The organism is Pseudomonas sp. AC255 (assembly GCF_979258175.1).
The window spans coordinates 2,641,469-2,654,325 of sequence record NZ_OZ409841.1; the positions used below are offsets into that span (position 1 = coordinate 2,641,469).

Below are 12,857 nucleotides of genomic sequence, written 5' to 3' on the forward strand. Positions count from 1 at the left end.
CAATGAGCGCAAGCTCGAGTACCGCTTTTGATCTTGATCCACCAGCGACGTCGGAAGGCTGAGTGGAGGGATTGATCCGGGCGTGGGAGCGCAGCGACCGTTCGACGAAGTCGAACACAGCGGAAGGAGGTGCAGCGAAGCAAACAGTAGCCGCTGCGCCAGGATCGATCCCGCAGCGAAGGAACCCGAGCCTGCGAGGGCCGAACGCAGGAGCAAGCCTTTTGGGTTACCTTTTTGGCGTCTGAAAAAGGTGACTCGCCGTAAGGGCGAAACCGCCAGCCGCAACACCCGAAAAAACGGATATACACCCAAAACCCCAAGAGCCTGGTCGGCCCAAAGGCCGCCACGCCCAAAAAACCCGCAAATGTCAAAACCGCTCCGCCACCCGCTTGTACGCATAATCCGGCTCCCGATACTTGCCCGGCTTCTGCCGTTTCGGCAACTCGACCTTGTCGCGCTTCACCTCTTCATAGGGGATGCGACTGAGCAGATCAGTGATGATGTTCAGCCGCGCACGACGTTTGTCATTCGAGTCGGCAACCCTCCACGGCGCCCAATCGGTGTCGGTGTGCTTGAACATCTCGTCCCGCGCCCGTGAGTAGTCATACCAGCGGCTGTAGGACTTCAGATCCATGGGTGTCAGTTTCCAGATCTTGCGCCCGTCATTGATTCGCGCTTCGAGCCGGCGGGTCTGTTCCTCCGGACTGACCTCAAGCCAGTACTTGAGCAGGATCACCCCCGAATCAACGATGGCGTTCTCCACCCAAGGAATCGACTTGAGAAACTTGTCGGCCTGCTCCTCCGTACAAAAACCCATGACCCGTTCGACACCGGCGCGGTTGTACCAACTGCGGTCGAAAATCACCACCTCGCCGCCCGCCGGCAGATGCGGCAGATAGCGCTGTACATGCATCTGACTTTTTTCTCGATCGGTTGGCGCCGGTAATGCCATCACGCGGAACACCCGTGGGCTGACGCGCTCCGTGATCGCCTTGATCACCCCGCCCTTGCCCGCACCGTCGCGCCCTTCGAAAACAATACAAACCTTGACACCTTTGGCGATGACCCACTCCTGCAGCTTGACCAGCTCAACGTGGAGCTTGCGCAGCTGTTCGAGATAGTCCTTGTTTTTCAAGCGCGGACGTTCGATTGCCTTTGCAGGTTTCTTCTTGTCTTTCGCCATGAACCTGTCCTCGCGCTTCAACAGCCCGCTGAATTTGTTTATTGACCCGAAGGGCCTGATCCGTGAGGTTAGTTCACGCCCGGTTGTTTGCCATTGCCGGGCAAAAAAGCCCTGTCGCCATGTGTTTCCTGAGATTGTTCCGACGTCGCACTGTTCATTGCCCGATCCCCTGTTTGCTGGAGTTTTTCGATGCCGTCGTCCAAATCATTGCCCACTGCCCTGCTCGGTTTGGCCCTGGCCTGCCCGGCGATGGCCGAGACCCAAGGTCTGGAGCTGGGGCAAGTGCTGATTTCGGCAGATGAGCGCAGTGGCAGCGATGCAGCGGTCGAAGAAGCGCGGGAACGCCTTGAGCAGATTCCCGGCGGCACCAACGTGGTCGACATGCGCCAGCCGTTGCAGGGCCGCGTTGCCAGCAATCAGGATGTGCTGGCCTATCAGCCGGGGGTGTATGCACAGTCGGCGGGCAACGAAGGCGTGAAGATTTCCATCCGTGGTTCAGGCATCAACCGCGCACCCGGCGCCCACGCCTCGGGGCTCTACACGATGCTGGATGGCTTGCCGCTGACCGGCCCCGGCGGCACACCTTATGAATTGCTCGAGCCGTTGTGGGTCGACCATGTCGAAGTGCTGCGCGGCGCCAACGGCTTCGATCGCGGCGCGCTGGCACTGGGCGGCGCTATCGATTACGTCAGCCACACCGGTTACACCGCGCCAAAGCTGCACGTGCGCTACGCCACCGGCAGCCATGGCTATCAGCAGCGCCAGGTCAGCTCCGGGCAAGTGCTGGGAGATTTCGATTACTACGTGTCCCTGACCGATGCCAACGCCGACGGCTATCAGGACCATACCGCCAGCGAGAGCAAAGGCCTGATCGCCAACTTCGGCTATCGCTTCAACCCGAATCTGGAAACCCGCTTCTACTTCCGCTATCGCGAAACCGACAACGACCTCGCCGGTCGCGTGACCAAGCATTCCATCGAACACAGCCCACGGGCAGCCAACCCGGCGTATGTGGCGCGCGATGACAGCCGCAAGCAGCCCGGCAGTACCTTCATCGGCAACAAGACCACGTTCTATCTCGACGACGATTCGAGCATCCAGACCGGCCTCGCCTACCACGACTACCCGATGGATTTGCGCGAAGGCCCGAACCGGCTGAAGGTGGCTTACACCGACGTTAGCGGCACCTTCGACTACAAGCGCCGCGACACTTTGTTCGGTATGGAAAGCCGCAGCAACGTCGGCCTGCGCGTGACCAAGCACCTGCCCAACGACGGCGCCAGCGAGTTCGTGCGCATCCCGAGTGGCAACACCGCCAGCTATGCCCCGGGCACGCGGATGCGCAACTTCACTTATCAGGGTTCAGATACCGTCCTGCATTTCGGCAATGACCTGGAAATTGCCGACGACCTCTGGCTGACCACCGGCCTTGCCGCGATCTACACCCGCCGCGAAAGCGCCGTGACCTATCCGCAGGGCGGCGGCAAGACCAGTCTCAGCGACTGGGACTATGCACCGCGCATCGGCCTGCGCTACCAGATCACCCCGGACGTGCAAGTGTTCGGCAACCTCAGCCGCTCCGTCGAAGCACCGCACCCGTGGTCGCTGATCTACAGCTCCAACGTGCGCTTCCCTGCCGGCAACGGCGCCGCCACCGGCACCCAGCGCGACCCGGTCGAACTGCAAAACCAGACCGCTACCACTCTGGAACTCGGCGGCCGTGGCGACAGCCATTTGGGCGAATGGAGCCTGGCCTGGTACTACGCGCAAGTTCGTCACGAACTGCTCTCGGTACTGCCGGACGCCAACGCCGTCACGCCCTACGAACTCAATGCCAGCCCGACCGTGCACCAGGGCATCGAGGCCAGCCTCAACAGCAAACTCTGGACCGCCGCCGACGGCCGCCAGTTGAGCTTGCGCCAGGCCTACACCTTCAGCGACTTCCACTACCGCGACGACGAACGCTTCGGCGACAACCGCTTGCCGGGCCTGCCGATGCATTATTACCAGGGCGAACTGCGTTACGACTGGCCGCAGGGCTTCTTCGCCGCCGTGAATACGCAACTGGTGTCCAAAGTTGCCGTGGACTACGCCAACAGCTACTACGCCGACCCTTACACCCTGTTCGGCGCCACCCTGGGCTACAACGCCCCGAAGGGCGACTGGCAAGGCTGGGTGGACATGCGCAACCTGACCGGCAAACGCTACGCGGCAACGGTCACGCCGGGGTATGACGACAAAGGTCTGGATGCTGCGCGGTCGACTCCGGGTGAAGGGATGGGGGTTTATGTTGGGGTTTCGTGGAGTTTGCTATAAGACCCAACGCGAAATTCAAATGTGGGAGCGAGCCTGCTCGCGAAAGCGGTGTATCAGCCGTGAGTTATTTCAACTGACACGACGCCTTCGCGAGCAGGCTCGCTCCCACAGTTGGCTTTGTGGTGTTGGTTAGAACGACGCAGGATTCGAATCTCTGGACGAGTATCATCGTGACAGCACGTCTCCTCGGACCGACCAGATAATCATCGCTCTCCATTGAAAATAACGGACTGACCTCATGGATACTTCCCAAGAAAACCCACTGGAAACATCACTGCGACTGGCCGCGGACGAACCCGCGCATCGCCCTGAGTTCTATCGAACCCTCCTGGACTCGACCGTCTACATCCTCGGTACCGCCGGTGCGGCGCAAGGCCATGTCAATCTCGAAGCCGGCAGCAACATCAGCATCGCTCATTGGCAGAAGCCCGATGGCACGCCGGTCATTCCGTTCTTCTCCTCGCTGCCAACGCTGCAACAATCCATCGACAGCGAGCAGAGCTATGTGGAGATACCCGCCCGATCATTGTTCGAAATCACGCTGGGCGCGCTGCTTTTTCTGAATCCGAAGTCGCCGTACGGCAAGGAATTTCTTCCGGCGGAAGTGCAACGCCTGCTCTCAGGCGAAATCGGCCGGCCCGCCACGCAGCGTACCGTGGAAAAAGAAACCAACGTCTTGCTTGGACAGCCTTCGGACTACCCATCGACGATGGTCCATTCGCTCTCGCAATTGCTGGCCAAACACGCCAATGTGAAACGCGCATTCCTGGCGCTGATGCACGACCCCTCGATTGATGAAAAACCGCACTTGATCGTCGGCATCGAAGCGGATGGCGATATCGAACAGGTCATGCGAGAAGCCGGCAATGTCGCCGGGGACACAGCCCCTGATGGCGGGCCAGTTGATTTTTGTCGCGTGCTGACGGGACAAGCCGGGCTGAGTGATTACTTCCTCAAGGAGACCAAACCGTTCTACGAGCGCAAGTCGCCAAGCAAGCTGCGTTCGTTCTTTGGCTTTGGTTGAATACGATCTGATGAAAATCGCAGTCGCCTGCATGTCGCTTGATCAGCAGGCCAGTGGTCGATTCTCATGAGCGTGACCTTGGATTCTCTCAACCCGCCCTCATAACAGTGGGTATCCCCCCATCGTCTCGAGAGGAAGCACACACCATGACCACTCAAACCGAAACTGCCATTCTCGCCGGCGGCTGCTTCTGGGGCATGCAGGATCTGTTGCGCCGCTATCCGGGTGTGCTGAAAACCCGCGTCGGCTATACCGGCGGCGATGTGCCGAATGCGACCTATCGCAACCACGGCAACCACGCCGAAGCCATCGAGATCGAGTTTGATCCGGCCGTGATCAGCTACCGGCAGATCCTTGAGTTCTTCTTCCAGATCCACGACCCGAGCACGCCTAACCGTCAGGGCAACGATCTTGGCCCGAGCTACCGCTCGGCGATCTACTACCTCAACGACGAGCAGCGTGCCGTCGCTGAAGACACCGCCGCCGATGTAGACGCATCGAAGTTGTGGCCGGGCCGAGTGGTTACGGAAATAGAACCGGCCGGCCCGTTCTGGGAAGCGGAACCCGAGCATCAGGATTACCTGGAGCGGATTCCGAACGGCTACACCTGCCATTTCATCCGGCCTAACTGGAAACTGCCGAAGCGCGGTTGAAGAAACTGCTGGCGGGGTTCAATGCCCCGCCACCACCGAAGCTTCTACAGAGCGCGGGCCCGACTTGAAACCGTGGGCCCGGGCACCCCAGGCAATGGCGAAGGCGATAGTGACCAGTGCCAGCATGGCCCACGGAAATGAGGTAACGCCCCACTGATCGAGCAGCACGCCGCCGACGACACCGCTGCCAGCGATCGCGCTGTTCCACGCCACTACGTTCAACGACAAGGCAACATCCGCTCCGTCGCCCGCCGCATCAGCCAGCGCCGTTTGCAACAGCGTCGCTGCGCCGCCAAAGGTCAAACCCCATGCCGCCACGCCGAGATAAATCACCTCTGGGTTGCCTCCGCCAAATCCCAGCGCCACGCAGACGGCGGCAAAGGTCGCCAAACTCAGCAGAACCGTCGAGCGCAGCAGCGGCTCGACCAGCTTCGCCGTCAGCCATATCCCGACCAGCGCGGCGATGCCGAAGCTCAACAACACCACATCCACCCGCTCGGCCATGCCCGCCGGCGCCACGAACGGAGCGATATAGGTGTAGAGAATGTTGTGCGCCAGCATCCAGCTGATCACCACTGCTAGCACAGGACGCACGCCCGGGGTAGTCAGGACTTTGCTCAGCGATAGGCGTTGATGGGCCGGCTGCGGCGGGTAGTCGGGCACTTTCACCAGTACCCAGACGATCAGTACCAAGGTCAGCGCCGACATCAGACCGAATGTAGTGCGCCAACCGACCAGCCCACCGAGCCACGTACCCAGAGGCACGCCCAGCGACAACGCAATCGGTGTGCCGACCATCGCCAGCGCCAACGCCTTGCCCTGCTGTTCGGGCTCAACCATGCGTCGCGCATAGCCGGCCAACAGACTCCATGCCAGACCCGCCGCAACCCCGGCGAAGAACCGCGCGACCAGCGTCACGCCGTAGTGCGACGACAGCGCGGTAATCGAATTGAACAGCAGGAAACCGACAATCGTCAGCAGCAGCACGTTGCGGCGCCGCCAGCCCCGGGTGGCGATGGTCATCGGGATCACCGCCAGTACGGAACCCAATGCGTACGCGGTAACCATTTGCCCGGCCATGGACGGCGAAATCGCCAGGCCTTCACTGATCAAAGGTAGCAGGCCCGCCGGCAGGGTTTCGGTGACGATGCAGATGAAGCCAGTCATGGCCAGCGCCAGCAAAGCGCCGATGGGCAGACCTTTGGCGTAGCCGTTAACGTGATTGAAGGTGTCACTGGAAGCTCCTCGAAAAAACCGACTCAGATTTAAATACCGATCGATCTAGATCCTGAGGGTGCATGCGCAGCGTTGTCAACAATTTCTGTATCGACTAGTCTTTATATTAAATCAATGAGGAGTCAGGTCATGGCGAGAACCGGTCGCCCCCGTCAGTTTGATCGCGACGACGCCGTCGATCAGGCTTTGCAACTGTTCTGGCAACACGGCTACGACGCGACATCGCTCGCCCAATTGAAGGCAGGCCTGGGTGGCGGTATCTCTGCGCCTAGCTTCTACGCCGCGTTCGGTTCCAAGGAAGCGTTGTTCGATGAATGCGTGCAGCGTTATTTAACCACCTACGCGCAAGTCACCGAGTGCCTGTGGGACGACAGCCTGCCACCACGCCAGGCGATCGAGACCGCTTTGCGCCAGTCGGCACGCATGCAGTGCGACGACACACACCCCAAGGGCTGCATGGTTACCCTCGGCGTCATGAGCGCACCGAGCCCGGAAACCGCCCATGTGGCGCAAGCCCTGACCCACTCAAGGCAGCGCACCCGTGCCGGCATTCAAGCCTGCGTCGAACGCGCTGTGAATGCCGACGAGCTGGCCAGCGGCACAAGTGCGGCGGCGATGGCGACGGTATTCGACAGTTTCCTGCAGGGCATATCCATCCTCGCCAGAGACAACACCGCGCTGGATAACATTGATGCTGCTATCACTCAGGTCATGCAAATCTGGGACATTGCCGCCACGCGTAAGGCGGATTGATCAAATCACAAATGCACCGGTGCCACCGGCGCCGAACCCGGCTCCGGCACATCGACATTGACCTTCAGTGCAATCAGCAGCGCGGCCAGCAACATCAGAATTCCAGCTGCTACAAACACGCCATTGATGCCGCTGAAACTGAACACCGAACCGCCGGCGGCGGCGCCTGCGGCAATCGCCGACTGCACCGATGCGACGACCATGCCGCCTGCGCTTTCGGCCTGATCGGGTATCGATCGCGCCACCCAGTTCGACCATGCCACCGGCACGCCACCGAAGGCCATCCCCCACAGAGCCAGAAGCAACGCCTGCCCGGTGAGCGACGCCGGTAACCCGACCAACGCCAGAGCAGCAACGCCCACCAACACCGGCATCAGCACCAGTGTTGCGCGTGGATTGCGCTGCAACAGCCAGCCAGCGAACAGCGTGCCGGCAAAGTTCGCCACGCCGAAACCGAGCAGCATCAGCGCCAGCGTCTGCGGGCCGACTCCGGTGGTGCTTTCCAGAAATGGCCTGATATAGGTGAACAACGCGAAGTGGCCGGTGTGCACCAATACACAGCCGAACATGCCAATGGCAATGCCCGGTCGCAGCAAAACCTCAAGCACCGTACGCAGGCGTGACGGTCGATGCGGCGCCAGACTCGGTAACGTGAACATTTGAAAGACCAGCGTCACCACGCCAACCGCCGCAGCTGCGAAAAACGCACTGCGCCAGCCAAACTGGCCGCCGAGATAGCTGCCCAATGGCACCGCGACCACGGTCCCCACGGCGATCCCGCTGAAGATAATCGACAGCGCCCGTGGCAGCAGCGCCGCCGGCACCAGGCGCATCGCCACGGCCGCCGCCATGCTCCAGAATCCGCCCAAAGCTATGCCCAAAAGGATGCGCATGATCAGCAACACTGCGAGGCTCGACGACAGCGCCACCAGCAGATTCGACGCGATCATCAGTACCGAGAAACCGAGCAAGACCAGCCGCCGATCAAGACTGCGCGTCAATCCAGGTACGAGCAATCCGGCAAAGAGCGCCACCACTGCGGTCACCGTCACTGCTTGCCCGGCCAGGGCTTCGCTGACGCCAAGGTCGAGCGCCATCGGCGTCAGCAGGCTGGCCGGCAGATATTCTGCGGTGAGTAAACCGAACACTCCCATCGCCAGTGAGAAAACCGCCATCCACGCAGGAACCATCGGCTCCACTTCAGCTCGCCCATCACCTACACGTTCATTCATTTCAAGACTCTCTCGGACATTTCAAGAGGGCAGTCTATTAGCGGCAAACCGGATGATCTATGATGCGCAGTCTTGAACTTTTGATCGAAACCCCGAACATGAGCAGCACTGATTCCTTTTCACTGTCATCAGACCTGATCACAGAATTGCTGCGCAGCATGCGTCTGCGTGGCGTGCAGTATCGGCGGATCCACGCCGGTCCGCCGTATGGTCTGGGTTTCAGCGACAAATCGGGCCATGCGTATTTCCACTTCGTTGCCGCTGGATCGACGGTGTTGCGACTGGAGGACGGCAGCCTTTACGAGTTGGCGGCGGGCAATGCGGTATTCATTGCCCATGGTGCCGCGCACCAGTTGCTGTCACACCCAAACGCCGAAGTGCAGGACATTGACAGCGCCGTCGCCGCGCCACTCGGCGATACGGTCTGCGCGGTGCAGGTCGGTCACAGCGCCGTTTCGCCCGATAGCGCCCTGCTCTTCAGTGGCTGTATGGAGTTCGAGCTCGGCAGCCTGCAGGGCCTCGGTCGGCTGATGCCGGGACTGATGCTGATCGACGCCGGCGGCCAGCGTTATCCGGGACTCATGCCGATTCTTGCGACCATGGAACGCGAAGTCAGCGCAGCGCGCATCGGCTTCGCCGGCATTCTCGCGCGCCTTGCCGACGTAGTGGCGGCAATGATTGTTCGTGGCTGGGTCGAATGCGCTTGCGGCAATGCCTCCGGTCTCGTCGCCGCCCTGCGCGACCCTCGTCTGTCGAAAGCTTTGCTGGCCCTGCACCAACAACCGGGGCGCGACTGGAGCGTCGCCGAGCTGGCAACGCTGTGCAACACCTCACGCTCGGTCTTCGCCGAACGCTTCCAGACCACCCTCGGCACCCCGCCGCTGCGCTACGCCACCGAACTGCGCATGCGCCTGGCCAGTCAGTGGCTGACACTGGAAAGACTGCCGATCGAAGAAGTGGCGCAGCGCTTGGGCTACACCTCCCAAGCGGCGTTCAGTCGTGCGTTCAAGCGGATAACGGGAAGCTCACCGGGAGCGAGTCGGCGCCAGCGCGCACTGTAGAAATTGCGTTAACAGGGCGGCAATGAATCCGAGCCGCCCTCACCGCTGGATTTTCCCCAGCCCCGCGCCCACCCGCTCAGCAGCCTGCAAATCCCCACGCGCCTCCAACTCCTGCGCCACTTGCCGCAACTGCTCAACAGTCAATCCCACATTCACACTGATCTTCAAATGCGACTCCAGCTGCGATTCCACCCCAGCCATTGCCGCCAGCGCGCCAACCGTCGCCAGTTCCCGATCCGTCCATGCCAGGTTGTCGCGGGCGAAGATGTCGCCGAACAAGTGCACTTTCAGGAACTGATCGATCGCCGGGGCGAATTCGAAGAGCGGGCCGGACACTGGCGCGCCGACCAGACGGGTCTGATTGTCGGTGCCGAGTTCGGTAAGTGCATACCCCGACGGAACCGGGCCGGGCTCTCGTCCGGGCGCGTCTTCAATGCCCCGCGCGGCGCGTTCCTGCACAACCTTCATCAGCAAGGACAAGGCGTTGAGGCTGCGTGGGAACCCGGCGTAGGCGTACAGCTGCACCAGAACTTCCTTGGTTTCGCTGATGCTCAACCCGGCATCGAGGCCGCGATTGAGTGCGTCGTGCAAACGCGGCATATCGCCGATTGCAACGTTGGCGGCAATCGGGGCGATCGCCAGTTGCTTAAGCGTCAGAGGCTGTTCTTGCATGATCGGTTTCTCCTGTGATCGGGAAGGATTGGCGCAGAGAGGATTCACGCAGGCTGCGCTGGCAAGGACCGCGCAGCCGAGGGCCACGATGCGCAGAAGACGCCCTTGCTTTAACGATCTCTGGTTCATCAATGAATCTCCTCACTCATCCAGCGTGAACGTCAACCGCACATCGCCACGCCCCAAGGTCTCGGCCAAGTCCTGCGGCCGGTCGATGCGACCAAGACGCGAATAGCGGTAAGACGAATCGAAGGTTTTGTAGAAGACCACCAACGTATCGTCGCCATACAAAAGGAAATCGCCGTTGTGGATCGTGCCCGGCCGATAGGGCTGCGTGGGCAAGGGCGGCTGCACGGTGGCGTATTTTTCGTTGCTGTGCAGGTCGACCATGTTCAGGCTCAGCGGCAATCGCGTGAGCAATTGCCGAGTGCTCGGGTTGTCCTCAAGAGCAATGGCAAAACGGTGTTCTCCGACGGTCATCCACATCGTGGTCTCCTCCGGGTTAGCAGCAGACAGAGCAAAGGGCAGCCATGCCATCAGTACGAATCCCTTCCAGCCGTTGGCAAAAATCCGCATCGCTTTGCTCCGTCGCGTTGAAAGTTACTTCAGGTTGCTCTTGAAGAACTGCGTCAGCTTGGCAAAAGGAATCAGCTCGGCCCGGTCGTACAGATCGACATGACCGGCATTCGGCACAATCACCAGTTCTTTCGGCTGCCCCGCCAACCGAAACGCCTCTTCGCTGAACTCACGGGAGTGCGCGTCGGCACCGGCAATAAACAACATCGGGCGCGGCGAGATGCTCTCGATATCGACGAAGGGATAGAAGTTCATGAACTTGGTGTTGCTGCTCAGCGTCGGACGCGTGGTCTGTTGCGGTGTCGAGTTGGCCGGGGTGAATTCGCCGCGCGGGGTGCGGTAGAAATCGAAGAATTCACGTTGGATCGGATGGGTGTCGGCCTTCAGCTCCAGCACCGTGCCGCCGGTGTATTCGACCTTGCCGCCGGTGAACTCGGCGTAACGCTGCTCGGCCGCTTGCGCAATGATCTGCTTGCGCTGCGCAAGGCTTTGCGAATGCTTTAGGCCGTCACGGTTGGCTGCGCCCATGTCGTACATGCTGACCGTGGCGATGGCTTTCATGCGCGGGTCGATTTTCGCCGCGCTGATCACGAAGCTGCCACTACCGCAAATGCCCAACACGCCGATGCGCTCGCGGTCGATGAATGGCCGTGTGCCGAGGTAATCGACGGCCGCGCTGAAGTCTTCGGCGTACATATCCGGCAGCACGGCATTGCGCGGCGCGCCCTCGCTTTCGCCCCAGAACGACAGATCCAGCGACAGGGTGACAAAGCCCTGCTCCGCCAGTTTCTGTGCGTACAGATTGGCGCTCTGCTCCTTTACCGCGCCCATCGGATGACCAACGATAATCGCCGCGCTGCGGGCTGCCGGGTCGAGTCCTTTAGGGACAAACAGGTTGCCGACCACGGTGAGTTGATATTGATTTTGAAGCTGACCTTCTGCGCGGTCACCTTGTCGCTTTTGAAGAAATTGTCGGCACCGTGGGACATGTCAGCTCCGAATGCAGTGAATGAACTCAGGAGAAACCCGAGCAGTATGAACAGTCGTTTCATGGGGGCGTCCTTGATCGAGAAGCCAGGCGTGGCCGGGATGAAGGTATTGTTGCGCACGCTCGAGACTTTGATTAGCTAATGAGTGCTTAATGCGGTTATAAACTCTGCTAATCAATAAACCCGAGCGCGCGCCCATGGCCAAACCCAATTTCAACGACCTGCTTGCCTTCGTCACGGTTGCCCGCAGCGGCAGCTTCACCCGCGCGGCGGTGCAACTGGGCGTGACGCAATCGGCGGTGAGCCAGGTAGTCTCGGCGCTGGAAGCGCGTCTGAAAATTCGCTTGCTGACCCGCACTACGCGCAGCGTGTCACTGACGGCGGCCGGCGAACGCCTGTTGCACACCGTCGGGCACCGTTTCGATGAAATTGAAGCCGAGCTGGACGCCCTGACCGAGCTGCGCGACAAGCCCGCCGGCACGGTGCGCATCACCTGCGGCGACAACATCATCAAGACCACCCTGCTGCCCAAGCTGACGCCACTATTGCTGCAATATCCGGACATCAAGCTCGAGTTCGATATCAACTACGGTTTCCGCGACATCGTGGCCGACCGCTTCGATGCCGGCGTGCGTTTCAGCGATACCGTCGCCCAGGACATGATCGCCGTACCGATCGGCCCGCCACTGCGCATGGCCGTGGTCGCTTCGCCCGGCTACTTCGCCCAGCACCCCGCCCCGCACCATCCGCGCGATCTGGCGGCGCACCGTTGCATCGACATCCGCTTTCCGACCTACGACGGTGTCGATGCGTGGGAATTCGAGCGCGAGGGCAAAAAGCTGAAAGTACGGGTCGACGGGCAACTGGTGTTCAACTCCACCGTGCACATCGCCGACGCGGCTGTGAACGGGTTAGGGATTGCCTACCTGCCTGAAGACGAGTTCGGTACGCATCTGGCTGAAGGGCGTTTGGTCAGAGTGCTGGAGGACTGGTGCGAACCGTTCGGTGGCTTCCACCTCTACTACCCCAGCCGCCGACAACCGTCGCCGGCGTTTTCACTGGTGGTGGATGCGTTGCGCGTGGTCAGAGACCCAGCCCCGGTGTAGGAGCGAGCCTGCTCCGATAGCGTCGGCACATCCAACAGAGTAAGTGCCTGACCCAG

Annotated in this window: 10 protein-coding genes and 2 pseudogenes; 6 read left to right on the forward strand and 6 right to left on the reverse strand. The window is 60.8% G+C overall.

Going from position 1 to position 12,857, the window contains the following annotated elements:
- Positions 1 to 367: 367 nt before the first annotated feature.
- Complete coding sequence (ppk2, locus tag ACZZ0K_RS12015; RefSeq protein ID WP_056785103.1) at positions 368 to 1,183, reverse strand: polyphosphate kinase 2; 816 nt, start codon at positions 1,181 to 1,183, stop codon at positions 368 to 370.
- Positions 1,184 to 1,372: 189 nt separating this feature from the next.
- Here ppk2 and ACZZ0K_RS12020 point away from each other — a divergent pair, with 189 nt between their 5' ends.
- The 3 genes from ACZZ0K_RS12020 to msrA all read left to right on the forward strand — a co-directional run bounded on the left by ACZZ0K_RS12020 (position 1,373) and on the right by msrA (position 5,176).
- Entirely contained in the window at positions 1,373 to 3,499 is a 2,127-nt protein-coding gene (locus ACZZ0K_RS12020; protein ID WP_258708040.1) for a TonB-dependent receptor family protein, read from the forward strand.
- A 238-nt stretch (positions 3,500 to 3,737) separates the two neighbouring features.
- Positions 3,738 to 4,523, forward strand: a complete 786-nt coding sequence (gene sseB / locus ACZZ0K_RS12025) for an enhanced serine sensitivity protein SseB (protein ID WP_252885869.1) — start codon at positions 3,738 to 3,740, stop codon at positions 4,521 to 4,523.
- A gap of 146 nt (positions 4,524 to 4,669) precedes the next feature.
- On the forward strand, positions 4,670 to 5,176 hold the full coding sequence (gene msrA / locus ACZZ0K_RS12030) for a peptide-methionine (S)-S-oxide reductase MsrA (protein ID WP_016774420.1): 507 nt from the start codon (positions 4,670 to 4,672) through the stop codon (positions 5,174 to 5,176).
- A gap of 18 nt (positions 5,177 to 5,194) precedes the next feature.
- On the opposite strand, the pseudogene ACZZ0K_RS12035 reads toward msrA, so the two are convergent.
- Positions 5,195 to 6,411, reverse strand: a pseudogene (locus ACZZ0K_RS12035) (MFS transporter).
- Positions 6,412 to 6,541: 130 nt separating this feature from the next.
- On the opposite strand from ACZZ0K_RS12035, the gene ACZZ0K_RS12040 reads away from it, so the two are divergent.
- A complete protein-coding gene (locus ACZZ0K_RS12040; RefSeq protein ID WP_217850231.1) occupies positions 6,542 to 7,165 on the forward strand; it encodes a TetR/AcrR family transcriptional regulator in 624 nt (207 codons plus the stop codon).
- A gap of 5 nt (positions 7,166 to 7,170) precedes the next feature.
- Here the strand turns inward: ACZZ0K_RS12040 and ACZZ0K_RS12045 are convergent, their stop codons facing one another.
- Entirely contained in the window at positions 7,171 to 8,397 is a 1,227-nt protein-coding gene (locus ACZZ0K_RS12045; protein ID WP_258708038.1) for an MFS transporter, read from the reverse strand.
- Between the two features lie 59 nt (positions 8,398 to 8,456).
- Here ACZZ0K_RS12045 and ACZZ0K_RS12050 point away from each other — a divergent pair, with 59 nt between their 5' ends.
- Positions 8,457 to 9,458 (forward strand): AraC family transcriptional regulator, encoded by a 1,002-nt coding sequence (locus tag ACZZ0K_RS12050; protein ID WP_371857501.1) that lies wholly within the window; start codon positions 8,457 to 8,459, stop codon positions 9,456 to 9,458.
- A gap of 39 nt (positions 9,459 to 9,497) precedes the next feature.
- Here ACZZ0K_RS12050 and ACZZ0K_RS12055 read toward each other — a convergent pair whose 3' ends face one another.
- From ACZZ0K_RS12055 to ACZZ0K_RS12065, 3 genes and pseudogenes are all read right to left on the reverse strand, one after another.
- Positions 9,498 to 10,262 carry a carboxymuconolactone decarboxylase family protein gene (locus tag ACZZ0K_RS12055; protein WP_374046341.1) on the reverse strand — a complete coding sequence of 255 codons (765 nt, stop codon included), beginning with the start codon at positions 10,260 to 10,262 and terminating at the stop codon, positions 9,498 to 9,500.
- A 9-nt stretch (positions 10,263 to 10,271) separates the two neighbouring features.
- Positions 10,272 to 10,706 carry a cyclophilin-like fold protein gene (locus ACZZ0K_RS12060; RefSeq protein WP_258708036.1) on the reverse strand — a complete coding sequence of 145 codons (435 nt, stop codon included), beginning with the start codon at positions 10,704 to 10,706 and terminating at the stop codon, positions 10,272 to 10,274.
- A 24-nt stretch (positions 10,707 to 10,730) separates the two neighbouring features.
- A pseudogene (locus ACZZ0K_RS12065) lies at positions 10,731 to 11,758 on the reverse strand (alpha/beta hydrolase).
- 134 nt (positions 11,759 to 11,892) lie between these two features.
- Here ACZZ0K_RS12065 and ACZZ0K_RS12070 point away from each other — a divergent pair.
- Entirely contained in the window at positions 11,893 to 12,801 is a 909-nt protein-coding gene (locus ACZZ0K_RS12070) for a LysR family transcriptional regulator (RefSeq protein ID WP_463559114.1), read from the forward strand.
- The last annotated feature ends 56 nt before the right edge of the window (positions 12,802 to 12,857 follow it).

What these genes read in the sequence shown, in the direction of transcription:
- ACZZ0K_RS12020 (WP_258708040.1), top strand. Translation starts at nt 1,373, where the DNA reads ATGCCGTCGTCCAAATCATTGCCCACTGCCCTGCTCGGTTTGGCCCTG.
- sseB (WP_252885869.1), top strand. Translation starts at nt 3,738, where the DNA reads ATGGATACTTCCCAAGAAAACCCACTGGAAACATCACTGCGACTGGCC.
- ACZZ0K_RS12060 (WP_258708036.1), bottom strand. Translation starts at nt 10,706, where the DNA reads ATGCGGATTTTTGCCAACGGCTGGAAGGGATTCGTACTGATGGCATGG.
- ACZZ0K_RS12050 (WP_371857501.1), top strand. Translation starts at nt 8,457, where the DNA reads ATGATGCGCAGTCTTGAACTTTTGATCGAAACCCCGAACATGAGCAGC.
- ACZZ0K_RS12040 (WP_217850231.1), top strand. Translation starts at nt 6,542, where the DNA reads ATGGCGAGAACCGGTCGCCCCCGTCAGTTTGATCGCGACGACGCCGTC.
- ppk2 (WP_056785103.1), bottom strand. Translation starts at nt 1,183, where the DNA reads ATGGCGAAAGACAAGAAGAAACCTGCAAAGGCAATCGAACGTCCGCGC.
- ACZZ0K_RS12070 (WP_463559114.1), top strand. Translation starts at nt 11,893, where the DNA reads ATGGCCAAACCCAATTTCAACGACCTGCTTGCCTTCGTCACGGTTGCC.
- ACZZ0K_RS12045 (WP_258708038.1), bottom strand. Translation starts at nt 8,397, where the DNA reads ATGAATGAACGTGTAGGTGATGGGCGAGCTGAAGTGGAGCCGATGGTT.
- msrA (WP_016774420.1), top strand. Translation starts at nt 4,670, where the DNA reads ATGACCACTCAAACCGAAACTGCCATTCTCGCCGGCGGCTGCTTCTGG.